At 33.9% G+C, this 25207-nt stretch carries 27 protein-coding genes; 10 read left to right on the top strand and 17 right to left on the bottom strand.

Features of this window, described 5'->3' with window-relative positions; translation table 11 throughout:
• Positions 1 to 7: 7 nt before the first annotated feature.
• Positions 8 to 355 (bottom strand): hypothetical protein, encoded by a 348-nt coding sequence (locus ASC72_RS06705; protein WP_056188723.1) that lies wholly within the window; start codon positions 353 to 355, stop codon positions 8 to 10.
• Positions 352 to 1881, bottom strand: coding sequence for a bifunctional GNAT family N-acetyltransferase/carbon-nitrogen hydrolase family protein (locus ASC72_RS06700; protein WP_056188722.1), 1530 nt, complete (start codon positions 1879 to 1881; stop codon positions 352 to 354). Before ASC72_RS06700 ends, ASC72_RS06705 begins: the two co-directional genes overlap by 4 nt.
• A gap of 179 nt (positions 1882 to 2060) precedes the next feature.
• On the opposite strand from ASC72_RS06700, the gene ASC72_RS06695 reads away from it, so the two are divergent.
• Entirely contained in the window at positions 2061 to 2393 is a 333-nt protein-coding gene (locus ASC72_RS06695) for a single-stranded DNA-binding protein (RefSeq protein WP_056188719.1), read from the top strand.
• Between the two features lie 81 nt (positions 2394 to 2474).
• Here the strand turns inward: ASC72_RS06695 and ASC72_RS06690 are convergent, their stop codons facing one another.
• From ASC72_RS06690 to metG, 9 genes are all read right to left on the bottom strand, one after another.
• Entirely contained in the window at positions 2475 to 3167 is a 693-nt protein-coding gene (locus ASC72_RS06690) for a DUF2461 domain-containing protein (RefSeq protein WP_056188716.1), read from the bottom strand.
• Between the two features lie 358 nt (positions 3168 to 3525).
• On the bottom strand, positions 3526 to 4044 hold the full coding sequence (locus ASC72_RS06680) for a ferritin (protein WP_056188711.1): 519 nt from the start codon (positions 4042 to 4044) through the stop codon (positions 3526 to 3528).
• 94 nt (positions 4045 to 4138) lie between these two features.
• Positions 4139 to 5566 (bottom strand): hypothetical protein, encoded by a 1428-nt coding sequence (locus ASC72_RS06675; protein ID WP_056188709.1) that lies wholly within the window; start codon positions 5564 to 5566, stop codon positions 4139 to 4141.
• Positions 5567 to 5782: 216 nt separating this feature from the next.
• Entirely contained in the window at positions 5783 to 6916 is a 1134-nt protein-coding gene (locus ASC72_RS06670; protein WP_056188780.1) for an OmpA family protein, read from the bottom strand.
• A gap of 108 nt (positions 6917 to 7024) precedes the next feature.
• Positions 7025 to 7654 (bottom strand): chloramphenicol acetyltransferase, encoded by a 630-nt coding sequence (locus ASC72_RS06665; protein WP_056188706.1) that lies wholly within the window; start codon positions 7652 to 7654, stop codon positions 7025 to 7027.
• Positions 7654 to 8361, bottom strand: coding sequence for an HAD family hydrolase (locus ASC72_RS06660; RefSeq protein WP_056188704.1), 708 nt, complete (start codon positions 8359 to 8361; stop codon positions 7654 to 7656). Before ASC72_RS06660 ends, ASC72_RS06665 begins: the two co-directional genes overlap by 1 nt.
• 322 nt (positions 8362 to 8683) lie before the next feature.
• On the bottom strand, positions 8684 to 9571 hold the full coding sequence (locus tag ASC72_RS06655; protein ID WP_056188701.1) for a DMT family transporter: 888 nt from the start codon (positions 9569 to 9571) through the stop codon (positions 8684 to 8686).
• A 107-nt stretch (positions 9572 to 9678) separates the two neighbouring features.
• Positions 9679 to 11160 carry a hypothetical protein gene (locus ASC72_RS06650; protein WP_131725786.1) on the bottom strand — a complete coding sequence of 494 codons (1482 nt, stop codon included), beginning with the start codon at positions 11158 to 11160 and terminating at the stop codon, positions 9679 to 9681.
• A gap of 138 nt (positions 11161 to 11298) precedes the next feature.
• Complete coding sequence (gene metG, locus ASC72_RS06645) at positions 11299 to 13434, bottom strand: methionine--tRNA ligase (RefSeq protein WP_056188695.1); 2136 nt, start codon at positions 13432 to 13434, stop codon at positions 11299 to 11301.
• Positions 13435 to 13778: 344 nt separating this feature from the next.
• On the opposite strand from metG, the gene ASC72_RS06640 reads away from it, so the two are divergent.
• Together ASC72_RS06640 and ASC72_RS06635 are read left to right on the top strand one after the other, a co-directional pair.
• Positions 13779 to 14006: a CDGSH iron-sulfur domain-containing protein gene (locus tag ASC72_RS06640; RefSeq protein ID WP_026984188.1), complete on the top strand. Its 228-nt coding sequence runs from the start codon at positions 13779 to 13781 to the stop codon at positions 14004 to 14006.
• 138 nt (positions 14007 to 14144) lie between these two features.
• Positions 14145 to 15275, top strand: coding sequence for a DinB family protein (locus ASC72_RS06635; RefSeq protein ID WP_056188690.1), 1131 nt, complete (start codon positions 14145 to 14147; stop codon positions 15273 to 15275).
• Between the two features lie 31 nt (positions 15276 to 15306).
• On the opposite strand, the gene ASC72_RS06630 is transcribed toward ASC72_RS06635, so the two are convergent.
• The 6 genes from ASC72_RS06630 to ASC72_RS06605 all read right to left on the bottom strand — a co-directional run bounded on the left by ASC72_RS06630 (position 15307) and on the right by ASC72_RS06605 (position 18302).
• Positions 15307 to 16209, bottom strand: a complete 903-nt coding sequence (locus ASC72_RS06630) for a PhzF family phenazine biosynthesis protein (RefSeq protein WP_056188687.1) — start codon at positions 16207 to 16209, stop codon at positions 15307 to 15309.
• Positions 16210 to 16296: 87 nt separating this feature from the next.
• Complete coding sequence (locus ASC72_RS06625) at positions 16297 to 16854, bottom strand: YdeI family protein (RefSeq protein WP_056188684.1); 558 nt, start codon at positions 16852 to 16854, stop codon at positions 16297 to 16299.
• Positions 16855 to 16873: 19 nt separating this feature from the next.
• Positions 16874 to 17206 carry a hypothetical protein gene (locus tag ASC72_RS06620; RefSeq protein ID WP_056188680.1) on the bottom strand — a complete coding sequence of 111 codons (333 nt, stop codon included), beginning with the start codon at positions 17204 to 17206 and terminating at the stop codon, positions 16874 to 16876.
• 44 nt (positions 17207 to 17250) lie between these two features.
• On the bottom strand, positions 17251 to 17529 hold the full coding sequence (locus tag ASC72_RS06615; protein ID WP_056188677.1) for a hypothetical protein: 279 nt from the start codon (positions 17527 to 17529) through the stop codon (positions 17251 to 17253).
• Between the two features lie 15 nt (positions 17530 to 17544).
• Positions 17545 to 17961 (bottom strand): lysozyme inhibitor LprI family protein, encoded by a 417-nt coding sequence (locus ASC72_RS06610; protein WP_056188674.1) that lies wholly within the window; start codon positions 17959 to 17961, stop codon positions 17545 to 17547.
• Positions 17958 to 18302, bottom strand: a complete 345-nt coding sequence (locus tag ASC72_RS06605) for a hypothetical protein (RefSeq protein WP_131725785.1) — start codon at positions 18300 to 18302, stop codon at positions 17958 to 17960. Before ASC72_RS06605 ends, ASC72_RS06610 begins: the two co-directional genes overlap by 4 nt.
• Positions 18303 to 18678: 376 nt before the next feature.
• On the opposite strand from ASC72_RS06605, the gene ASC72_RS24215 reads away from it, so the two are divergent.
• The 7 genes from ASC72_RS24215 (at position 18679) to lgt (ending at position 25170) form a co-directional block, all read left to right on the top strand.
• A complete protein-coding gene (locus ASC72_RS24215; protein WP_198528485.1) occupies positions 18679 to 18849 on the top strand; it encodes a hypothetical protein in 171 nt (56 codons plus the stop codon).
• A gap of 68 nt (positions 18850 to 18917) precedes the next feature.
• Positions 18918 to 19460 (top strand): hypothetical protein, encoded by a 543-nt coding sequence (locus ASC72_RS06600; protein WP_056188668.1) that lies wholly within the window; start codon positions 18918 to 18920, stop codon positions 19458 to 19460.
• 225 nt (positions 19461 to 19685) lie between these two features.
• Positions 19686 to 20252, top strand: a complete 567-nt coding sequence (locus ASC72_RS06595; RefSeq protein WP_056188665.1) for a hypothetical protein — start codon at positions 19686 to 19688, stop codon at positions 20250 to 20252.
• Between the two features lie 216 nt (positions 20253 to 20468).
• Entirely contained in the window at positions 20469 to 22013 is a 1545-nt protein-coding gene (locus tag ASC72_RS06590) for a patatin-like phospholipase family protein (protein ID WP_056188662.1), read from the top strand.
• A 292-nt stretch (positions 22014 to 22305) separates the two neighbouring features.
• The gene (locus tag ASC72_RS06585) at positions 22306 to 22719 is read left to right on the top strand and encodes a lipocalin family protein (protein WP_056188658.1); all 414 of its coding nucleotides are present in this window, start codon (positions 22306 to 22308) and stop codon (positions 22717 to 22719) included.
• A gap of 277 nt (positions 22720 to 22996) precedes the next feature.
• On the top strand, positions 22997 to 24268 hold the full coding sequence (gene serS, locus ASC72_RS06580) for a serine--tRNA ligase (protein WP_056188654.1): 1272 nt from the start codon (positions 22997 to 22999) through the stop codon (positions 24266 to 24268).
• Between the two features lie 80 nt (positions 24269 to 24348).
• A complete protein-coding gene (lgt, locus tag ASC72_RS06575; RefSeq protein WP_056188651.1) occupies positions 24349 to 25170 on the top strand; it encodes a prolipoprotein diacylglyceryl transferase in 822 nt (273 codons plus the stop codon).
• The last annotated feature ends 37 nt before the right edge of the window (positions 25171 to 25207 follow it).

The raw sequence follows: 25207 nt of genomic DNA, 5'->3' as shown, positions 1-25207 counted from the left end.
AATAGTACTATATTTCTTTTTTTACAAGCATAAAATAATCATTGTCCAAAGATCTATATCCCTGGTCATACAAGAAATAGTAGGTATTCCCTGTTTTGGTCTGCAAGATATTGGTAAAGAAATCAAAATCAAAACCTTTATTGATCATTTTATCCCTTGTTGCCTTTGATTTCCCCTCCGTGTTTAGCTCGACCAAAATACGGTAATTTTTTCGTAATTTGTTGTTTACATTTCGCATGAAATTAGTGCTGTCCTTATTTATTTTGTTGTTGTAGGCATTTCGACAACTATCGGAACAAAACTTTTTGTCTTCACGGCCTACAATTTTTTCGGAGCATTCAAGGCAGGTTTTCATTGTTCAATTTTTTTAATTTCGTATAAATCATGTCTTCTGTCTTTTAATATTCGTACACTTCCATGTTCATGAAGTTGTTTTAATAAGTTCAAATCAACATCAACGATGAGTGTCATTTCAGTATTTGGGGTAGCTTCGGCTTTAATTCCGTTGCTCGGAAAAGCGAAATCAGAAGGCGTAAAAACAGAAGCCTGTGCATATTGAATATCCATATTGTTTACTTTAGGCAAATTACCTACACAGCCGGCAATAGCAACATAACATTCATTTTCGATGGCACGTGCTTGCGAACAATGTTTTACGCGCGTGTAGGCATTTTGGGTATCGGTTAAAAAAGGAACAAATAATATATTCATGCCCTCATTGGCCATGATTCTTGAAAGTTCCGGGAACTCAACATCATAACAAATTAAAATTCCAATTTTACCGCAATCCGTATCAAAGGTTTTAAACTGCGATCCGCCTTTCATTCCCCAATGTTGTACTTCATTTGGAGTCACATGAATTTTGGTATACATTTCTGAAGTTCCGTCTCTTTTGCATAAAAAACCAACGTTGTATAAGTTACCATTGTCTAAATAAGGCATGCTTCCGGTAATGATATTGATGTTATACGAAATGGCAAATTCCTGAAAACGTTTTCTGATAGGATCAGAATATCGGGCAAGCTCCCGAATCGCTTCCGCCTCGGATAAATGATTATAATCTGCCATCAGGGGCGCAATAAAAAGTTCGGGGAACAAGGCAAAATCGGCGCCATAGCCAGAAACAACATCAATAAAAAATTCTGATTGTTCGAAAAATTCTTCTATATTATTCAATTGACGCATTTGCCATTGGATTAATCCTAGTCGAATGACACTTTTTTCCAGATTGATTAGCTTCGGACTTTCATCATAATAGACATTGTTCCATTCTAAAAGCACCGCAAATTCTTTTGATTCTTCGTCGCCTTCCAAATAATTTTTGATAATTTTCAAAACGTGAAAATCATTGCTTAACTGAAAAGAAAGCACAGGATCATGTAATTCCTTATGTTTTACTTTGTCTATATAAGTTTTAGGGGTGAGTTTTTTTGAATGCTGTGCGTAATTAGGAATTCTTCCCGCAAAAACTATTGCTTTTAGATTTAATTGCTCGCAAAGTTCCTTGCGGGCATCGTATAAACGACGGCCTAAACGTAAGCCACGATAATGAGGATGAATAAAAACGTCAATACCATACAAAATTTCGCCATTTGGATTATGGGTTGAAAAAGTATAATCTCCAATGATTTGTCTGTAATTATGTCTTTTGTCAACTAATTTTTCATCTACTATTAGTGATAAGGCTGATCCTACAACAATTCCGTCTACTAAAATAACCAATTGACCTTCAGGAAATATAGATAACAGTTTTTTAATATCATTTGATCTCCAATAAGTGTTGGCCATTTCCGGATACGATTCAACCATTGAATTTTTCAATTGTTCGTAATCATGTAGTTCTAAGTTTCTTAATTCGACTTTATTAATTTTCGCCTGCATATATAAGTAAGATTTATCTCAAATATAGTGAAATATTTCCATTTACAAACGCTTACAAATAGTTACAACCGAAAGTAAATAGTTGTTAACCGGCTAATTTTTGAAATCAACCGCATCTTTGCATTGTTGAATTTGACAAATGAATTCAATTTTATAAGAACATTTAAAAAGTATACGCCATGAATGCAATGAAAAACAGAGTACAACTAATTGGGAACGTAGGAAACGACCCTGAAATCAAAACCTTAGAAAATGGAAAAAAATTAGCACAACTAACGATCGCAACACACGATTATTATAAAAATGACAAAGGTGAAAAAATAGAACAAACGGATTGGCACCGTGTTACAGCTTGGGGTAAAGTCGCTGAAATTATCGAAAAATATGTAGTAAAAGGAAAAGAAGTTGCTATTGAAGGAAAACTAACCCACAGAAGTTATGATGACAAAAACGGTGAGAAGAAGTATATAACCGAAGTTGTAGTAAATGAAATATTGTTGCTAAACAAGTAGTACTATTTGCTCTGTGAAGTAAACCCGACAGTCCCGATCCCGAAACTTCGGGATCGGGACTGTCGGGTTTTGTATGTATAATTATAAAACAGAAGCACCATTTATATCCGTTGTCAAAATTTCGCTCATATAGTCAAAGAAGGGTCTCATGTTTTTGAAGGTTTCCAATGCCTGTTCTAAAAAATGCGGACTTAAAACTTCATCATCAGTAAAACGTTTCATGACCAAAAATTGTTTGTAACGAAGTAAATCAATGGCTTCATGATTTACATCAAAACCTTTTGGAGCTGTTTTAAGCTGTTCGCCTTGTAAAGTCCCGAAAGTGTCGATAAAAGATTTTGAGTTCAATATTTTTTTCATGGATTCAGGATCATGTCCAAATTCAGTTCTTATTCGTTTTAAGTCTGCTGCATTTGGTCCCCAAAATCCACCGGCAAGAAAACTGTTTCCTTGTTCCAGATGAAAATAATAACCACCACGTCTTGCTGCTGTTGCTCTGGTGTAACTTCCTCCCCAAAAGGTTTTAAAAGGAGTTTTATCTTTAGAGAACCGAATATCGCGATAAATTCGGTAAACACTTTTCTTTCCGGAAGCAGTTTCAAGAACATCCGTTTTAGAAAGTTCCTGAAGCAAGGCACCTGCAAAATTTTCGATATGATTTAATTCGTTTAAGTAAGTAGGCTTATTTGTCTCAAACCAGGGTTTGTTATTGTTGCTTTTAAGTTGAAGCAAAAAATCAAGAGAGGATTTAGGTATCGTAATCTGGTTTTCCATAGTTAAATTTTGAAACTTTTTAATATCAAAAGAGGTCTGCAATTTAAACAAAAAACCCACCAGATTTTTCGGTGGGTTTTGAAATATATTGTTTAAGCAGTTTTTTTGAATAAATCGAACATAGGACAACGCGAGCAGCGTTTCTTTTCGCTCTTTTTGTATTTTTCACAACAAGAAGATTTACAGTTTTCTAACTTCTTAATGTTCTCAAGGATAACTTTATTCTTCTTTTTCTTCTTATCCTTTTTTTTGTCCTTGTCTTTTTCTTTCTTGCTCACTTTCCTTCTGTATTATAAAACAGAGGCAAATATAAAATAATTTTGTTATTTTTAAATATTCTAAATAAACTTTAACTTTTTTATTTTGGATTGATAGCGATTGAGCTTGTAACTGTTAACTGCTGAATATCACGGTCAAACAAGTAAAGTCCGCCTTTATCGTCACCAATTAAGTTGATTTTATCTAAGATTGATTTAGCAGTAGCCTCTTCTTCGATTTGTTCTGATACATACCATTGTAAGAAATTATGTGTTGCATAATCTTTTTCTTCAAAAGTGATGTGAACCAATTCATTAATAGATTCTGAAACAAAAATTTCATGGCTATAAAGCGCTTCAAACATTTCCTTAAATGTAGTATAAGATGTTTTTGGTGCTTTTAGATCTGTAATTGTTGCATGCCCGCCACGCTCGTTAACATATTTAACCAGTTTTAGCATGTGTGCACGCTCTTCGTCTGACTGTGTGTACATAAATTGAGCAATTCCCTCTAATCCGTGTACTTCAGCCCAACAAGCCATAGAAAGGTAGGTTTGCGAAGATTCTGCCTCTATACGTATTTGCTTGTTTAAAGCTGATTCAATATTTTTCTTTAGCATAATATGTGTCTTTTTTGTAAAGTTAAAAAAAATAATCCATTCCGGTTTTTTGAAAGCTTGAAACCGTAGACATTTGGATTAATTCTCAATAAATTTAAGGCCTTTTCTGAAAAGGTTTTTTGAAAGACGAAGGAGTATTTAATCGCTCAAGAAATGGATCATCTGCATTAAATCCATCCTTGAATTTACGCATTACATATTGTTTTGAAACCGTGTCGTAATAGCTAAGAATATAGAAATCTTTATATTTTAAAATGCTGTCTAATGCGATTTGCTTATTCAGACTCATAAAATAGAATATATTATCAATCGCCAAAGGCTCTAATTGTTCTTGTTTTACAACATTATAATTAGGATTCCAAACGCTTTCAAAATAAACTGTTTCTGTATGAATGTATCCCGAAGAATAATTCGGTGGGTAGTATGATGAACTATTATCATAAAATCCAAAATCATCAACAGAATAAGAGGCAATAAAGAAACTGCCTTGTCTGATCTTGTTAGGAGTGCCTCCTAATGTAATTAAAGTATTTTCTTTGTTTTTAAAAACCGATAAACCAATATCTAAATAGGAAAGATAATTAAGGAACTTTTTTGTTGTTTTTAATTCTTTAGCTTTTTCATCCTCTCTCTGAATTAATAATGGAGATGTTTTAAAATTAATGGTGTCATTTTTTGTAATGTGAAAACTTTTTAGGGTCTCATTGGAATTGTAATCTTTTATATCAAGGAATAACTCCTCATCACTGGCAATAGTTTGATACAATTTATTATCCTGAAAAAATGAATTACTTATTTTTTTAGGTTTTTGAATAGCCGATTGCGTAAAGGTTTTTTCTTTAATCTCTTCCGTTTCGAGATTTATATCAAATACCTGAGTTTTTTTAGGATTATGATCTAAAGTTAAAACAAAACGATTTGGAAAGATGTATAATTTGCTTTTTGTAGTACTTCTGAATAAAGGAGTATATTCTTCTGCTTCAATTTTTTCAATGGGATTTTGCTGAATAACATAATTGAAAGTGACGAATTTCGTGTTTCTATTCTGAAATTTGAAAGCTGAAAAATCAAATATTTTTTGCTTGACAGTGCCATTTTCAAAAGTATAAAGAACAAGTGTTTGTTCTTCTAAATCTTTGACAAGGAGATTAAATGAATTTTCTAACTGAAATTGCGCTATAATAGTTTGCTTTTCAGAGGTAAATACAAAGTTTAAGTTTTTGGATGTTTTGTTTCCAAAGAAATATTTAATAGCGATAATAGTTCCGTAATCTTTTGTTGACCAATAGAGTGTAGGTAAGCCGTCTGCACTAAAACTATATCCAACCAGAGATTTATCACCGATGTCTTTTAAGGGACCTTTATATTGGTCCGTCAGGAATAGGGAGCTGTTGTATTTTAAAATAGAGATATTCTCACTATCTGCGGCAAAGGCAAAAACTTCGTGAGTCTGTTTGTTTTCAGCGGTCAAAATCTGTTCTGACCCGTTTGATTTTTTTAAATCTAACGGGTAGGAATTCAATATTGTTTGACTGAACAATAATGAGTTAGAAAATAGAAGAAATAATAGTACAATTTTTTTCACATTATTTTAGCTACAAATATTGTTCCAGTTTTATTGGATAGATTTTGAACCATGAAAGTACAAATTATTTCTGATAGATTTTATGTCTTAAGAATCACAAAATAAAAAAGCCCTAAAGAAAATTTAGGGCTTCATTTTATTTAAAAAAAGAAATTATTTTATTCTAAAAGTAACTCTTCTTGCTAAACGTCTGGCTTCTTCTGAATCTTTTTGGATTGAAGTGTCAGCACCATTCGCGACAACATTTAATCTTGATGAAGCAATACCGGCTTTTTCAAAAATAGTTTTTACGTTATTTGCTCTTGCGTTAGACAGCTTCTCATTGTATTCTGAGCTTCCCACCTGGTCTGCATAACCAAGAATATCAAGAGATGCAGAAGGGTTTTTTCTTAAATAGGTTAAAACCACATCTATAGCCGCAGTTGAATTTTCGATAGGTGTCGATTTGTTGAAATCAAAATAAACACTGTAATATTTGTCATTGATCAATTCTTTGATAACATCTTTGTCATTTACTACGGTAGTCGTAACCGGTTTTTCAACAATTACTTGTTTTTCAGGTATTTTATTTACCTGAGCTTCCAGATTGGCAACTTTGTTTTCTAAAGCAGCAATATCTGTATTATCAGAGATTACGACCCAGTCAGCGTGTTTTTCGTTTTTACCTAAGTAAACATTCAGTCCAACAGTTCCGTTAAATAAAAGTCCAGAGAAGCCTCTTGAATTTGTAGCGCTAGCACCATCAAAAGTATGATCCTGAAAGGCATTCAAAATGGTACTTATATCACCTGTTAAAGCAATTCTGTCTGTTAACCTGATTTGTCCTGTAAGACCAGCTATCAAATTACCCATTCTGTCTTTAACATGTAAGTCGTTGTTCTCTAACTGTGCAACTCCAAAACCCGCATGTCCTAAAAGTCCAATTGTTTTGGTCCAGGTTTCAAAATTCATGATTCTTCCCAGATTAGTCACAGCTTGTAAATCAACTCGGTAGTACTTAGAATCAAAATCGATTGAGCGATTATTTTGACCTGTAAAACTGTTGTATCCAAAATCAGTTTTTAAACCAAATTTGTTATTCAACATATAGCGTATTCCCAAATCAGCTGTAAAAGGGCTAATTCTTGAAGTATGAAAACCCGACGTCAGTGGACGTTGAGGTTTATTAAAACCGCCATCTAATTCTATAGACCACTTGTTATAAGAAGTTGTCGTATTGTTTTCTGTTTGTGCTTTTGCATGCATTAAACTTAATGCAAACGCCAGAGTAATTACAATTTTTTTCATTGTATTTGAGATTTTAAATTTTTCCCAAACCAACAATTATTTATAAGAATTACTTTCCTTTAAAAGTCCAGAACATAACAAAATAAGGTTTATTGTGTAAGATAAACATTAAGAGTTCATTAAGTCTTGAAAGGTGTCAACAAACCGGCCAACATGTAAACCATCCATTAATCCATGGTGAACGTGAACTGACATTGAGATGGTTCGTTTTCCAGACTCAGAAATCATCATTTTTCCAAATGAAATCTTTGGGCAACTGTCCGGAAAAGTGTAGCTTCTGGCATGAGATATTGATGTGAAATTTAACCACGGAATAGCCGAGAAATGAATCACATTATCATCATCAAATGATCGGGTGAAAAGTCCGGTTGTGTTTTGAATACGTTCTATTTCTGTTAAAGCAATTTTTTCAAACACCTTGAAATCTGAATTATATTCAATTAATGAAAATCCGAAAGTGCCATCTTCGCGACCAATGGTTGCCGAAGCATCGATACGATCGTTAATGTAGATTTTGCCTTCTGAAATACGGTATCTAAAATTCTCAATTGCATTTACGGCAACTAAGGTTTTATGCAAATAATAGATGAAAAAAGAACTGTTCAAACTTTTGGCCGCTTGATAGGCTTTGGTACAATCGATTTCAACTGTTACTCCAAAAAATGGTTCTTCCATTCTGCAGAAATGTGCAAAATGTTCTTTTCTGTTCCAGTTTTCTAAGTCTAAAAGTGTTTTCATTATAATAAATTAGGGAGCACTTCAGAAATTTTTTCGAAAGAACTAAAATGTTTGTGCTCGACTTTATGATTAATTTTTTCATGTTCCCAAGTAGTATGAAAGGGAATATGTACAGCATAACCGCCGATTTCTAAAACCGGTAATACATCTGATTTTAATGAATTCCCAATCATTAAAAATTCATTGGACTGAATATCTAAACGACCTAACAATTTTTCGTAATCAATAGTTTGCTTGTCTGACATTACTTCGATATGGTGAAAATAATGCCCCAAACCTGAACGATGCAACTTGCTGTGTTGGTCTTTCAGATCGCCTTTTGTCGCCACAACCAATTTGTATTTTCCGTGTAAAGCCTGTAAAGTTTCCTCGATTCCATCCAGCAATTCGATTGGTTTTTCGAGCAATTCTTTTCCGTACTGAATGATTTTTTCAATAACTTCAATCGGAATGGTATTGTTTGAAATGTTCATCGCCGCTTCAATCATCGAAAGGATGTAACCTTTAATTCCGTAACCGTATAAAGGCAAGTTCTCAATTTCAATTTTGAATAATTCCTGTGAAATGCCCTGATGCGAAAGATAATCTTCCATCAAAGCGCAAAATTTATGTTCAGTTTCCTGAAAATAGGGTTCGTTTACAAATAAAGTATCATCTGCATCAAATGCAATTACTTTTAAATTGGGTATTTTGTTTTTATGTAACATAGTTTTTTGTTTCAGGTTTTGTTTTTGTTTCAGGTTTTCTCCGCCACGAATTCACGAATTTTCTTTTTTTTGCCACAGATTAAAAGATTAAAAAGATTTAAAAAAAATATCTGCACTGATCTGCTTAAATCTGTAAAATCTGCGTGAAATTTTTTGCCACAAATTGCACAAATTTTCGCTAATTTTTTTACCACTGATTAAAATGATTTTCTTTTAACATCTGCCTTGATCTGCTTAAATCTGCAAAATCTGCGTGAAACTTTTTTTCAGCATTAATTAAAAAATAAATCCGGCCAAATCCGTGTCATCCGCGTTCCATTTCTCAATCCTTAGAAAACAGTTTTTTCAAAGAAATAGCCTTATCGTAAAAAGTAATTCTGATTCCGAAAAGCAAAATAATTCCGCCGAAAACCATCTGTAAAGTTATTTGTTCTTCTAAAAACAACCAAGCTAATATGGAAGTTATTACAGCCTGACTCAATAAACTCAACGAAACTCTGGTCGCGCGCATGTGTTGTGTCGCATAACTGATCGAAAGCCAGGCGCACAATTGACAAATTACAGCTTGCAAAACCAGAACAAACCAACCTGTATTTGAGAATCCGTTAAAAGGCTGATCTAGTGAATAACAAAGAATTCCCAGATAAACGCTCGAAGCCAATAAACTGATCGTCATAAACGATAAAACATCAACTTCTGAAAGTACATTTTTGCTGACCAAGAGATAAATTGAATATAGAATTCCTGATAAAACCGCGAACAAAAAGGCCTGATTAAAATTCAGTTCCATAAAAAAACTAAAGCCGACCAAAGTCACCATTCCGAATAAAGAAACTATTGTTCCAATCCAGAAATTGGTTGCCGGTCTTACTTTTAAAAAGAAGAATGAACCAATTCCAACCCAAAGTGGCGATAAATTTGTCAGCAGTGAAGCCTGAGTTGCACTCGAATCCTGAATTGCAATATTCCAAACCGCAACATCAGAAGAAAATAAAATACCGCAAAGCATGGCCAATAGCAAATATTTGGTCTTTGGGAGTTTAAAACTCTTTGTGATAATTACATACGGCAAAAGCAAAATGACTGCAAAAAACATACGGTAAAAAGCAGAAATTAATCCTGGTGCTAATTTCAGTTTAACCAATATCGGGAAAATCGAAATACAAAGTATCCCACAGATTAAGGCTAATCTTGGTTTGGTGAGTTTCATTATTTATTATTTAATCGAAATGCAAAATTAGTGTTTTGAAAGTGTTCTTATAGAAAAACTCCCGAATTGCAGAATCGGGAGTTTTATAAAGTGTCGTCATGTTTCTATTATTCCGTAAAACTAAAAATCTGATATTTTTTATTCAGATTATTATAATTTCCTAAATATAAAAAAGAGTTGAATTTAAAAACAATTAAATCTTGGTATAAATCCTTGCCAAAAATAGATGTACTTTCTTTAAGATCTTCATTTTCTTCTAAAAATAATCTTGCTTTTTCGAAGGCTGAAGTTTGAACTTTATCTTCTACATGGTTAAAATTTAAATCAAATAAGCAGTTGGTGTAAACTACATTTTTATCTTTATAAGAAATCAAATTTCCTATTGTATAGCTAGATGCAAAACCAAAAGACATTGGAGCTGCTCCAAAACCACCACCCATTCCCATTCCTCCGCCTCCTGCGTGAGCTATATCTTGCGAGCTCCCTATTACAGTATAATATAAACCATTTAACTTGTAACAAGTTACAGCCGGGCTAGAATTATTGATTTTTCGGATAAATTGTTTTGGTTTTTCAAGGACTTTTTTATTATGAATACTTTTTATTTCCTGAAAAACATCAGAGTTTTTATAGTTTATTTCTTCGTCGCGCAAGGTTTTATACTGATTAATTCTATTTCCATTTTGATTGCTAATGGTTAAAAATAAAACACTGGGATTTGTTTTTATTTGTAGAATTGCATCATCAATTAAAAAAGAATTTGATTTAGTAAAATTCAAATCAGATGTGTCTTGTGCTATTTTCGGCTGTTCAATCGATTTTAAACTAGCAGTAAAATCATTAAGATTGATTTTTAAAATATCTGTTGAAGAAGTATTATTGTCTAATGTCAAAATAATTTCGTCTTTCTTATACGTGTAAATCTTAAATTCCTTTGAACTCAATGCTAATGAAGGCTGACTTTCATTGCTAATATGTTCCATTTGTATAGAAGGATTAAATGGATCTCCTCCTATTAATACATTGTATAATAGCACATTTTGATTAGAACTGTTTTTGAATTTTAGATGAGATAAGTCTACAATTTTTTCATTTAAATTGCCATCATTATCTGAAATATAGAATTTTAATATACTCGTGTTCTTGACAATTGTAATTAAATAAAAAGTACTATTAATTGTAAGCTCCTTAACTATTTTTTCTTTTTTTAATTCTAAATTGATTGGAGTTGTATTGGTTTCTTTTTTTATGAAATTAAAATACTGAACATCAATTTCCTTTCTGTCTTCAGATGCCCAGAAAAGAAAATAATTACGCTCATTCTGACTATATCCAACAATTTCTTTGTATTTTTTTTCTGGTCTCGTAGTTGATAAAGAGTCTTTTACATTGAATTTTTCATCAAATCTAACAGAACTGACTTTTTCTTTATCATTTAGGAACAAAATAACTTCTTTATCGGTTTCGTTGATAACCTGAAAATAGTCTCTTTTCTTTTCTAATTTAAGGTCAAATTCTTTTACTATTTCTTGTGAAAATGAATTTAGGTAAGGCAATAAAAAAGGAATAAGAATGTATTTTTTAAACATTTTAATAGATTTTGTTTTTTGAGCAATTTCCTGATTTTTTCTGAAATACAATTGTTTTTTGAAATTTTTTTAAAATCAAAAAGCGTGAATCAATTAAAAGTATAATCGATTCACGCCATTTTATAGTAGTATAAAACTTTAGTTTACCGTTTCACCATTTGGTGCATCAGCATCCGGGTTGATAAAGACCAATTTCCCTTCAGCATTTGTAGTCATCAAAATCATTCCCTGACTTTCGACACCACGTAAAGCCCTTGGCGCTAAATTAGCTAATACAGAAACACGTTTTCCGATAATTTCTTCTGGCGAAAAGCTTTCAGCAATTCCGGAAACGATGGTACGAACGTCAATTCCAGTATCCACTTTAAGAACTAAAAGTTTATTGGCTTTTGGCATTTTTTCTGCTTCCAGAATAGTACCAACACGAATGTCCATTTTAGCGAAATCCTCAAACTGAATCAATTCTTTTTGTGGCTCCGGCTGTTTGCTTTCTGCAAGATTGGCTGTTTTAGTAGCTTCCAATTTATCTATTTGTTTTTGTATTTCTTCGTCTTCTATTTTGGCAAAAAGCAATTCTGCTTCGCCAATTTTATGTCCTGCCGGAATTAAATCTGAATTTTCAGCAATATCGTTCCAACCTAGTGTTTTATCAATAATGATGTCTTTTGCATCACGATTTTTCTCTTTAAGAAATTTGCTAAATCCTTCAAAATGCTCTTTAAGATCACTTAAATTAAGGATTTTAGAAAGTTTAGCTGATGTAAAGGGTAAAAACGGTTCAGCCAAAACACTTAACGCAGCAGCAATTTGCAACGCCACATACATTTGCGTTTTTACACGCTCCGGATTGTCTTTCATAACTTTCCAAGGCTCTTCGTCAGCAAGATATTTATTTCCTAAACGGGCAACATTCATCAATTCACCCAAAGCTTCACGGAATCTGTAACGCTCTACTGAACTCGAAATCACAGCCGGATAGGCTTTTAACTCGGCTAAAGTTTGCTCATCAACTTCTGAAAATTCATTTGGTGTCGGAATAATTCCGTCGTAATATTTGTTGGTTAAAACCACAACACGATTAATGAAGTTTCCAAAAATTGCTACCAATTCGTTATTGTTTCTGGCTTGGAAATCTTTCCACGTAAAATCGTTATCCTTAGTTTCTGGAGCATTTGAAGTTAATGCGTAACGCAAAACATCTTGTTTCTCCGGAAATTCTTCTAAATATTCGTGGAGCCAAACTGCCCAGTTTTTAGAAGTCGAAAGTTTGTTCCCTTCCAAATTCAAAAACTCATTTGCAGGAACATTGTCAGGTAAGATATAACTTCCTTCAGCTTTAAGCATCGCCGGGAAAATGATACAGTGAAAAACGATATTGTCTTTCCCGATAAAGTGAACCAGTTTGGTTTCTTCATCTTTCCAATACGGTTCCCAGTCTTTTCCTTCGCGCGCCGCCCATTCTTTCGTAGACGAAATATATCCGATAGGCGCATCAAACCAAACGTATAATTTTTTTCCTTCGGCACCTTCAACCGGAACATCAATTCCCCAATCAAGGTCACGCGTTACCGCACGAGGTTCTAATCCACCATCAACCCATGATTTTACCTGACCGTAAACATTCGGTTTCCAGTCGTTTTTATGTCCGACTAAAATCCATTCTGTTAAGAAATCAGTATATCTGTCTAGAGGTAAAAACCAGTGTTTTGTAGATTTTAAAATCGGAGTTTCTCCGGTAATAGTCGATTTCGGATTAATCAAATCGGTCGCATTCAAAGTCGACCCGCATTTTTCGCATTGATCGCCGTAAGCTTCCGGATTGTCACATTTCGGGCAAGTACCAACCACAAAACGATCCGCCAAAAACTGATCTGCTTTTGCATCGTACAATTGTTCCGTTACTTCTTCAATAAAATCACCGTTATCATACAAAGTCCTAAAGAATTCCTGAGCTGTATCATGGTGAATTTTAGCCGAAGTACGAGAATAATTATCAAATGAAATTCCGAAATCAGCAAATGATTTTCTGATAATTCCGTCGTATTTATCAATAACTTCTTGTGGCGTAACTCCTTCTTTTTTTGCTTTCATCGAAATTGCAACGCCATGTTCATCGCTTCCGCAGATAAATGCAACGTCTTTTCCTTGCAAACGCAAGTATCTCGAATATATATCTGCAGGCACGTAAACCCCCGCCAAATGCCCAATATGAATAGGTCCGTTGGTGTAAGGTAAGGCTGCCGTAATAGTATATCTTTTTGGATTCTGTATCATCTTTCAATTTTATTGAGTGCAAAAATAAGCAATAGAATTGAGAATTTGTTATTTCGCGGAGATTCACAAAGAAAAAGCGTCGAGATTCGCGGAGAGTTTTAAGAAAAAGCTAATTAATCGCGCAAAGACGCAAAGGCGCCAAGAAAATAAAACTTTGCGCCTTTGCGTCTTTGCGCGATTTTTTTAATGAAATCAAACAAAAATCTTAGCGTATCTCTGCGAAAATCTCTGTGTGACTCTGTGAGACAACCCCCATAAAATAGAACCAGTTTAAACTACGTTTGCATCTTATAAATAAAGATATATTTTGCAACCTTTGCCCTGAAAAAAACAAAGACAATTTTATGAGCAAGACAAAACTTATCATCAATAAAAACGGATCAATCAAAATCGAAGGTGATTTTGAAATCATGGATTCAGAAGGAACAGTTTACGGACTTCAGGGAAGATCTGCATTAGGACTTTGCCGTTGCGGATTATCTGCAAACAAACCTTTTTGCGATGGTGGACACCGCAATAATTTCGAACACGATTCTGTTGCGTTTGATTTACCGCCTATGAAAACGAACTAAAAAAATAATTTTTGATTTACATAAAGCTGCATTTTTAAATGCGGCTTTTTTTTGTTTTTGTTTTAAAATTTAAAGAATATTAAGTTTTTTCCTTAAAAAACAATTTTATATTTACAAAGAATTCTAAAAATACGGACAATGAAAAAAGTTACTAGTTTATTATTGTTTTTAAGTTTTGTTTTTACCGGGGCTCAAACACAAAAGACGATTTCCAGCGATTGGACTTCTTTCAATCAGACAATTGATATTCAAACGACTTCACCTAAGAAATTTAAAGTAATTGCTTCTGTTAAAGTTGAAAGTACTGAACCAAAAGCATGGGCTGGAGTATGGGCAAGAGTAGACACTAAAAATGACGAAGATGGTTTTTTTGACAACATGAGAGACAGACCAGTAAAATCAAAAGAGTGGCAATCTTATACAGTAGAAGGAACGATCGATAAGAATAGTAAATCGCTAAGTTTTGGAGGTTTGTGCTTGTATAATGGAAAATTTTATTTTGATAAATTTGAATTGCTGATTGAAAATGCAAAAGGAGTTTTTGAGCCTCTCGCAGTCTTAAATTCAAGTTTTGAAATTCCGATAAAAACTGACGATATTCCAAAATGGGGTTTAGGTATTTCTAAAGATGCGATTGTTAAAGTAAAGGAATATAAAATTACTTTGGATAAATCAAGTGTTGATGGAAAAACTAGTTTATTGCTGGAAGGAAACGGTATTAAACCCAGACAAGAGGCAAAGATTGGAAATGTTGAAGATGCTTCACCTAAAATTGCAGACATGATTTCGATGTTGGAAGATCTTAAAGATCGGGTTGAAAGAACCGTTAAAAACATGAATCAATATGAAATAGATTATTTGCATGATGAAGAGGCCAACCGAATTGGAGCACTTGTAATGCATTTGGCTGCAGCCGAAAAATACTATCAGGTTTTTACTTTTGAAAACAGAGAATTTAACGAAGAAGAAAAGAAAAAATGGGATAAAGCCTTAAATTTAGACCAAGGCGGAAGAGATGAATTTAAAGGACATGATATTCAGTATTATTTGGATATTTATAATGAGGTACGGGCAAAAACCATTTCGGAATTAAAGAAAAGAGACGACGCGTGGTTCGCCGAAGTTCAGCAAAGGTATGACTGGACAAACCAGTATTGCTGGTTTCATGTTATGGAACATCAGTCAAGTCATTTAGGGCAGATTTTGTTTTTAAAGAAACGAATTCCCCCTCAGCAAAAACAAACATTGCCACATGAGATTAAGAAATAGAAAAGGAAAGCTGCATTAATGCAGCTTTTTTTTATAAATATAATTCCCCACGCATCGTAATAATAGACGACCCACCAACTAAAATATCTTCCTCACGATTCATAACTTCAATCATAGAAGCCTGTTTTAATTTGACACCTTGCAGAATTTTATACTCTTTGTCTGATTTAGTGAATTTCTTTTGAGTCAAAAAGCCAATTAAAGGACCTGCGGCCGTTCCGGTAGCCGGATCTTCATATATCCCGATTATAGGGTTGAAAAATCTTGTTTCGACTATGTGTTCCTGATTTTCATCAGCAGGGGTGAAACAATAAAATCCTTCAAAATGATATTCTTTTGATATTTCAATTAAAAGTTGGTTGTCAGGCACAATACTATTGAGCACCTGGCTGTTTTTTATGGGAACCATAGTGTGTGCAACTTCTGTTTTTACAATTGTCGGAACAAAGGCATTAACGTCCAGATCTTCAATTTTTAAACCCAATGCTACCGCAATTCTGTAAGTTGGGATTTCTTGTTTAATAACCGCCGATTTTTGATGCATTTGTACCACCGGATCATAAGTAATCGAATCAAAACTTACCGTTAGTGGAATAGATAAATTTTTCATGATAACAAAACGTTCGCTTTCATTTTGCTCTTCAAAAATGGGCATTCTTTTTAGCAAGGCACCACAAACCGCACCCAGTAAATTGTGTCCTGCCCCATCAATCTCGATTCCGGTTGGGGTAAACGAACGAACCTTTAGCGCTTTTTTCTTTGTTGAATAATAGATAAAGGAGGTTTCAGAATAACCAAATTCTTTTGAAATGTTTTGATAGGTTTCTAATTCTAAATCACCATTTGTAAAAACAACCGACAATGGGTTTCCTTTATAACTTTTATTCGAGAATACATCTAAAACATAGTATTGTAAAGTGGTTCTGTTTTCCATTGTTTGACTTTTTGATGAATTAAATTATAAGAAAGAGGATAAAGTTACTATTTGTCGCTCAATCAAATTGATAAACATTTGTTATTTTTACAGCATTCGTTTCCGCTCCTCACTAACTTTTATCGTTTTCTCCAATCTCGAAACTTGTGTTTTTTCTTGTTTGGCACTCATAATCCAGTGAATCATGACTTTTTTGTAGGATGGTGCTTGCTGGTTAAAGTATTCCCAAGCTATTTTATTGGCTTTGAATTGTTTTTCAAATTCAGAAGTTAGAAAAGAAGGATCTTTTTCGTGCGAATAAATTCGGGAACGTTCTTCTGATCTTAAGTCGAAAGCTTTTTGACCAGCTTCTTTCATGAGTCCGGCTTTGGTGAGTTCTTCGACTTTTTTGATGTTGATGGCGCTCCAAATACTGGTTTTCTTTCTCGGTGTAAACCGGATGGTATAACTTTCTTCATCAATTGATTTGCGAACGCCGTCGATCCAGCCAAAACAAAGTGCCTGATCTACAGATTCTGACCAGGACATAGAAGGTTTTTTGCTGTTCACTTTATAGAAACCAACTAATAATTCGGTTTCTGTTTGGTGGTGCTTTTGTAGCCATGCCCTGAATTTTTCCTGAGTTGCGAAAAAGGTCGGTTCCATTTTGTGTTGCTTATTGAAACTATTTTTTCTTTCTGTTTGTAGTTACGATTAAAACTCCCGCTTCTGCGAAAGAGCCATAAATTTTAATGCCTTTTTCTCTATCCAAAGGCACAATATTTATAATTTCTTTTTTTGACAAAGGGAGTTTCTGTTTCTCTAAATCCTGAAAACGATACGGAACGCCATCAATTACAACAATTGGTTCAGTTGTAATGATTTTTCGATCGGCCATTTCACTGATAGAATTTGAAAGATAAAGTTTTTCCGCGCCTTCATCCTGCAATTCGTAACGGTTTTGGGAATAGATCGAAAATGATAAAAGCGAAATAATGGCGATTATGAGGTTTTTCATGGGGTTGGTTTTTTTAATTGGCTTGAAATCATAAGTTTTTATTCTTATAAATTTACTATCGCCCTAAGAATCCATAAAAGTATAACAAATCCTAGAAAATAGAATTGCACTTTATTTATTTTTTGATTCCCAAACTTCCGAACCAAAAGACGATCAATTAATAAAACTAAAGAAACCGGAATCAAACTAAACAAAATATAAATTCCCATTAAGCCATCTTCTGCGGAGTTGCCGTTTATTAGTATTATGGCGTAAATTATTCCTGCTATAATAGAGAGAACTCCAGAAACGAAGAATAAGGTTAGGTTTTTTGGGAGATTCATTGGGTTGAGTTGATTTTAGTTTTTTGAATATGTTTTTTCTAACTCCATAATTCTATCTCTCACAAATAGAGCGTTTTCATGAGAACAGATCATCCTGTAATCTTGTGAAGCATTGTCTCCATCCAGTTCTTTTGCAGTTTCGGCTTCAACTTTTTTAAAATGTAGATCTCTTTTTTTAAGCCATGCCAATTGTTTGTTTTTTAATTTTTCCTGCTCTGGTTTGCTTAATATAGCTCTGATTTTTTTGTATGTTATGTTAAGTTGTTCGTCTATTTTGTTGTAATATTCAAGTGTACAGCTCAACATATTGTTCCCTGTATCATCTAAACATTTTTGAAGTTCTGTATCTAGTTTTTGAATCGTTTTGTTTTCTTGGGAGTGAGAATTCAAGCCGATTAAAAATAGAATGAAGATTAGATGTGTTTTTTTCATCGTTGCGGACATTGATTGCAAATTATTGGTGGTGGTGGAGAAAGAATCATTTTATTAAATTCACTTAAATCAAACTTTTTATTGATTTTAATGAAAGTATGCTGGTCTTTAATTGTTTCTAATGATTTTCCGAATAGCCAAAATTGATTTGGGCCTTGGTGACCATGAATTTTAAGTTGCTTTGATTGTTTTTTGCCTTTTAATTCAAAAGCAAAAGTTTCTCCGTCATCAACGGAACTTGCAAACTCTTTTTCTTTTGGAAAAGATATAATATCTAAAGTGCTTTGGATTTTTTCCTTTTCTTCTTCATTTAAAATAGTAAAAGAAGTTTGTTCTTCCAATGGATAAGTATTAATAAAGTAAAGTGTGTCAGATGAATTGAACTTTAAGTAATAAGATTCGTGAATATTCCATTTAAAGAAAGTAAAATCATGATTCTTTTTTGGCGGTTGACATCCTATTACTATTAAGAAAAAGAACAAAATGTATTTTTTAATCATATGACAGGTTTGATTATTTCAAGCTAAAATACTCAATTTAATAGTACAAAATAATCTCACAAAACTAAATCTTCTTATGAAAACGTGAGCGTTAGGGATAGCAGCGGAAAGCCCACAGCCTGACGAAGGAAGTGCGAGGACTTGCAGCGAATAGCCCGACCGGAGGGAACGCCCAAAATCTTATTGTCATTCAATTTCTTATATTTGCATAGAAATCATGGCAAAAGGACCTGAAAAAAATACGAAAAACAAGGCTTTGCATACCAAATTGCTGAATCGGAAGAAGGCTAAACTTCAGGAAGAAAAAAGAGAACGCGCCTTGCGTTTGAAAGTTTTGGTGGCAAAAATGAATGAAAAGCAGCATACAGACGGATCTGATGCGATATAAATCAGATTGTATTTCTTTTCTGTTTCTATTTAACTGAAATTTGCAAATCAATCTCAAAACAAATCAAAATGGAAGAATTCGGTAGAATAATAGTTTCTGAAACGGCAATGAATAGTGAAAATCTTCATGATGTTATTCATTCCAATATTTCGGTTATCAATTTAATGCGGGAGGAAGGTGTCGATGACGAATTTATTCATCCGGATGCTTTAATGAGTTATTATCTTGATTATTACTGGTCGCAATATGCCGAAGGAAATTTTGCGCAGTTTGTCTATAAATCGGCCTGGAATAAAGAACTGAACGAATTAATCGAAGAAGGACTGGCTTTAATTGGCGCCGAAAAACACTTAGAGTTATTTCAACTACAAAGCAAAAAAGTCAAATTGATGAGCAGCGTTAAGCTGAATAAATTTGTAAGCGGAAAATTTGAAGGCGTTAATCCGGTTCGTGATTCTTTGAACAATGATACTTTTTATGAATTGGAGGAAAATTTAGTGACTTTAAATGCTAATTTTCTAAAAAATCACCCTGACTTTGAAGTGCTTTCGGTAGATGATATGTTTGCTACCTTGGAGGAATTTGTGGGGCATGAGATTAAACGGGCTTAGTAAGCTTAACCGCAAGGTTCGCAAAGAGTTTACGCAAGGCACGCTAAGAGGTTAGTTTTAATCTCGCCAAGTCGCGGAGACGCAAAGTTTAATTTCCCTTGCGAACATTGCGTAAACTCTTTGCGAACCTTGCGGTTAAGCTGATGTAGTGAATTTTTACCCACAAATACTTGTTTCTGAATTAATTGAATTAATTTTAGTTCTTTATAAAATCAATATCATTTTATGGAAGAACTAACGCATATCAAATCTATTATCGGAATCATTCTTGGGTTGAGTTTAACGCATCTTATCAAAGGCTCGGTTATTTTTATTCAGCATCCGGGGAGAAAGAAATTCTATTTTGTGCACTCGCTTTGGGTGTTTTATGTTTTTTTGCTGATTATTCATTTTTGGTGGTGGGAGTTTAATCTCAAGTTGATAACCGAATGGTATTTTATAGATTACTTTTTTATCATCTGCTACATTCTGATTTATTATCTGCTCTGTGCCATTTTGTATCCTGATGATTTAGTAGATTATACCGGTTATGAAGATTATTTTTATTCGCGTAAAAATTGGTTTTTTGCTATTCTGGCCATCAGTTTTATTGCCGACGTGATAGATACAGCCATAAAAGGCGGGAATTACTTTTTATACAATCAAACCGAATATTATGTCCGGATTGCAACACATGTTGGGTTTTGTCTGGTGGCGATAAAATTTCATAATAAAACTTTTCATACTATTCTGGCAATTCTGTTTATTGTATATGAACTCTCGTATATTTTAAGGTTGTTTAATGTCGAGTAGCTTCAAGATTTTAAGGTTCTAAGTTGCTAAGATTCTAAGGTTTTTTGCAGATTCAATCTTTGAGAATAAAAACTTTGTCCCCGTCCCGAATTTTCGGGATCGTGTCTTTAGTAGATTCATTCACATCAAAAAAACTCAATGAATCGCTGTGTTAACTTAACGTAACTTTGTGAAATAACTTTATTAACTTCGCATTATTGATTTAATTGATTCAAAATGAGATATAAATACGTGCAGTTATTGCTTTTTCTTTTCATTGAAATAGGCTTTTCTCAAAATAAAATCAACCTTTTCTCAGAGATCAATTATAGTTCTATTCCAGGTGTTTCCTTAAATGATTATAAATCGGTCCAGGATCGTGACACCAAATTTCAAAATCCCAATATTGCTTTAGGAATTGCTATTTCAGGCGGTGGTTCGAGGGCGCAGTTTTTTAGTATGGGCGTTCTTTTGGGGTTAGAGGAAATTGAAGAAAACAATCTGCAACGCAACTTTTTAAATGAAATCGATTATTTCTCGACCGTTTCCGGAGGTTGTTATTCGGCAGGGTATTATTTAACGATTCTAAAAAACAAACTCAATTACGACAATTGTACGTTTAATGAGTTTTATTTCTCCAAAGCTGATGCTTACAAAGATTATGTAGATAAATCGGCTACGATTTTGTCACTTCTAAACAATAGCCGAAACGAAAAAGGAGATAAAATTTCGATGACACAACGACTAGATTCGGAGATTCTGCAATACGACAATACAAATCCTGACAATCCAAATAAGTTTTCAACTCAAATGTTGATGTCTGATTTTTTTGTTCCGAAGGAAAGTAAAAACACACCCAGTTTACCGATGATGGTGGCCAATGGAACGGCTTATAACAACGGAGAACGCATTCCGTTTATGCCGCACATTATTCGCGGTTTGAATTTGAATTCGTCTTTGGCACCAAACAGAGCTTCGATTCCGTTAAATCATAATGAGGTAAATGATGGTTTTAATTTTCCGGTTACTTATGCCATTACAGCGAGTTCCGCTTTTCCGGGCGTTTTGCCAAAAGTAAAATTCGGGGTTAAAAATCAGCAGAAAATATTATGTATTATTGATGGCGGCGCTTCGGATAATATGGGATATAAAACTTTAGTCGAATTACTGCGCGATGATTCTAAAGTAGATAATAAAAACAAAAGGGCACTTTTTATTGATTGTTTGGGACAAGGAAAAAAAGAACCTTACATAAGCGATGAAAAAATCAAGCTGATTTCGCTTTTCGAAACGGCATCGTTATATACTGTTCAAACGCGTTATATCACTTTTGACAGAGATGTCGAAAATCTAATGGACCGTTATAAAATTCCGGTTTCGAATTATCAGGTAATTGGTTTTACAACGCTTCGGGATTATTTATTAAAGATGGATAAAGGTCAGAAGTATGAAGACTTGGTAACCGAATTAAAAAGTTCAGACGACGATTATTCGACCTGGCTTCGGTTTTATGCCAATTTCAAAAAAGAGTTAATTGATCAGTTTGGAGAGCTTAGTTTTAAAAGAGATAAGGATGGCGAAGTAATTTTGGCCACTTTAACCCGGGATAAATTCAACGAATTAACGGCAAGCGAAATCCTGATCTTATATGAATTTGCTTCTCATGTTCAAACCAAACTACGCATCGCTCCTGAAGAAAGAGAAGTCTTATTGCTTGCCGGCCGCCTGGCAACCTTTTTGAAAACAAATGAACTTAAAGATTTGTTAGTCGAGCGTAAGTAGGATTATTCCACAGAGATACACAAAGATTTTTCACAGAGGTTCGCAAAGGATATGTAAAAACCTCTTTGTGTATCTCAGTTTTTTTATTTGTGTATCTCTGTGAAATAGTTTTAATCTAACAGAGATTCACAAAGTATTAATACTCTGTGCAACTCCGTGGAAAATCTTTGTGTATCTGTGTGGTAAAGCTCCATGACTTCTAGAAATTATGTAACACGTCGGAAAATTTATGTAACACGTTGTGAAAACTTTAAAATTACTTTAGCATTATTAATATTTAAAGAAATCAAACATGAAAACGAAAAGATTATTACTCGCCTTAATACTAAGCATTGGCTTATTTACAACATCTTGCAGCAATGATGATAATGAAGGGGAAACACTAGTTCCGCTAACAGGAAAATGGGATCTTAGCAAAACGGGAACTGTTATAAGCGGAACAGAAACATTGACTGATGCACCAGAAAATCAAAGTGGATGTAACAAAGATTATTTAGAACTAAAATTAGATAATACAGCAAACGTTGGAGATTATAGTACAACTGCTTGTACATTAACAGTTCAGTCAGGGATTTATTCGAGATCACACAATAATCTAACTACCGTTATAAATGGTGTAACTAAAACTCAGGATATCCTGAATCTTACGCTTAACGAATTAAAAGTGAAAGATGCAGCTGGTGTTATCACGGTTTATACAAGATAATTCATGCTATCTTATTTGCTGAATCTCAATTGAGACGAAGCTAAACGGAAACGGCTTAAGGGCTGTTTCCGTTTTTTTTGCTTTTTATTTCACAGAGATACACAAAGAATTACATAGAGATTCGCAAAGATTTTAAAAAATACTTTGTATATCTCGGTGAAACCTTCTTGAATCTCTGTGAAATAACTTTTTCCTTTTAAACTTTGTCGTATTCTTAGCAAACATTTCCTTAAATTTGCTTCCTTTATATAAAAATACTAGTTATAAACACAAAGCTATGTTACAAATCGCATTTATTAGAGAGAATCAGGAGAAAGTAATCAAGGCTTTAGCAAAACGAAATATCGATGCTAAAAGCGTTGTTGAAGAGGTCGTGCAATTAGACGAAAACCGTCGTGCTACACAGGTAGAATTAGACAATACTTTAGCTGAATCTAATAAATTATCCAAAGATATAGGCGAATTAATGAAAGCGGGGGAGAAGTCTAAAGCCGCAATCTTAAAAGAAAAAACCGTTTCATTAAAAGAAAAAAGTAAAGAATTAGGTGAAAAAGCAGAAGCTTTGGCAACCGAATTGACGAATAAATTATACACATTGCCAAACCTTCCGGCTGATATTGTTCCTGAAGGAAAAACTCCGGATGATAATTTGAATGTTTTTCAGGAAGGTGATATTCCGGTTTTGCATGAAAATGCACAACCTCACTGGGAATTGGTAAAGAAATACGATATTATCGATTTTGAATTGGGTGTAAAAATTACAGGCGCAGGTTTTCCGGTGTACAAAGGAAAAGGTGCTCGTTTGCAGCGTGCCTTAATTAACTATTTCTTAGATAAAAATACAGCTGCAGGATACAATGAAGTTCAGGTACCGCATTTGGTAAACGAGGCTTCAGGTTACGGAACAGGACAATTGCCAGACAAAGAAGGTCAAATGTACCATTCAACCATTGATGATTTATATTTGATTCCAACGGCTGAGGTTCCGGTTACGAATTTATTTCGTGATGTTATTTTAAACGAAAGCGAATTACCCGTTTTACATACGGCTTATACACCATGTTTCCGTCGTGAGGCAGGTTCTTATGGAGCACACGTACGCGGATTAAACCGTTTGCATCAATTTGATAAAGTAGAAATCGTACGTATCGAACATCCGGATAATTCTTATCAGGCACTTGATGGAATGGTGGAGCACGTAAAAGATATTTTGAAGGAATTGAAATTACCATACCGTGTTTTACGTCTATGCGGTGGCGATATGGGATTCACATCGGCTTTGACATATGATTTTGAAGTGTTTTCTACAGCGCAGGATCGTTGGTTAGAAATTAGTTCAGTTTCTAATTTTGAGACTTTCCAGGCCAATCGTTTGAAATTACGTTTTAAAGACAAAGACGGAAAAAACCAATTGGCGCATACACTTAACGGAAGTTCATTGGCTTTGCCAAGAGTTTTGGCCGGAATTTTAGAAAATTACCAAACGCCGGAAGGAATCGTAATCCCAGAAGTTTTACGCCCTTACTGCGGATTTGATATTATAGATTAACTAGTTTACAGTACAGTCTCAGTATTCAGTCACACTCTGAAAACTGAGACTGAAACGGGATACTTTAAAAAGAACCAGATATGAGCGCAGTATTAAATTGGAATGTAGATCCTGTTATTGTTATGATTACAGATAGTTTTCCTTTGAAATATTATGGTGCTCTTTTTGCTTCCGGACTTTTACTTGGGTATTATATTGTCAGAAATATTTATAAAAAAGAGAAGTTGCCCTTAAATAATCTGGATAGTCTGTTGGTTTATGTAATTGTAGGTACAATTTTAGGAGCCCGATTAGGACATTGTATTTTTTATGAACCTGAATATTTTTTGAAACATCCAATCGAAATTCTTTTGCCTATTCAGAAAATAGGCGGCGTTTATAAGTTTGTTGGTTTTCAGGGATTAGCGAGTCATGGGGGTACAATCGGGGTTTTAATTGCTATAATTTTATATTGCAAAAAGTATAAAGTGAATTTTTTATGGCTGTTGGACAGAATGGCAATTGGAGTTCCGGTTACAGCGGCTTTTATCAGGCTGGGTAATTTTATGAATTCTGAAATCTACGGAAAACCTACAAATGGAAATTGGGGAGTTGTTTTTCAACGAGATGATTTAATTCCGAGGTATCCAACGCAATTGTATGAGGCATTTTCGTATTTATTGATTTTTGGAATTTTATTTTGGATGTATAAATCAGAAAGAACAAAACAAGCAAGCGGTTTACTATTTGGGACTTTTCTGGCACTGTTGTTTTTAGCCCGGTTTTTAATCGAATTTTTTAAGGAAAATCAAGAAAGTTTTGAGAATAATATGCTGATCAATATGGGACAAATTTTAAGTATCCCTTTTATATTAATTGGCTTAACTTTGATTGTTTGGAAATCAAAGGTTGAAATTAAATAGTAGTTTACAGTCGCAGTCACAGTTTACAGTAGATTGC

It is taken from the genome of Flavobacterium sp. Root420, assembly GCF_001427905.1.
Classification (GTDB): Bacteria; Bacteroidota; Bacteroidia; order Flavobacteriales; family Flavobacteriaceae; genus Flavobacterium.
Note: the sequence above shows the minus strand (reverse complement) of the source record. Positions and strands in the feature narration are given on the sequence as shown.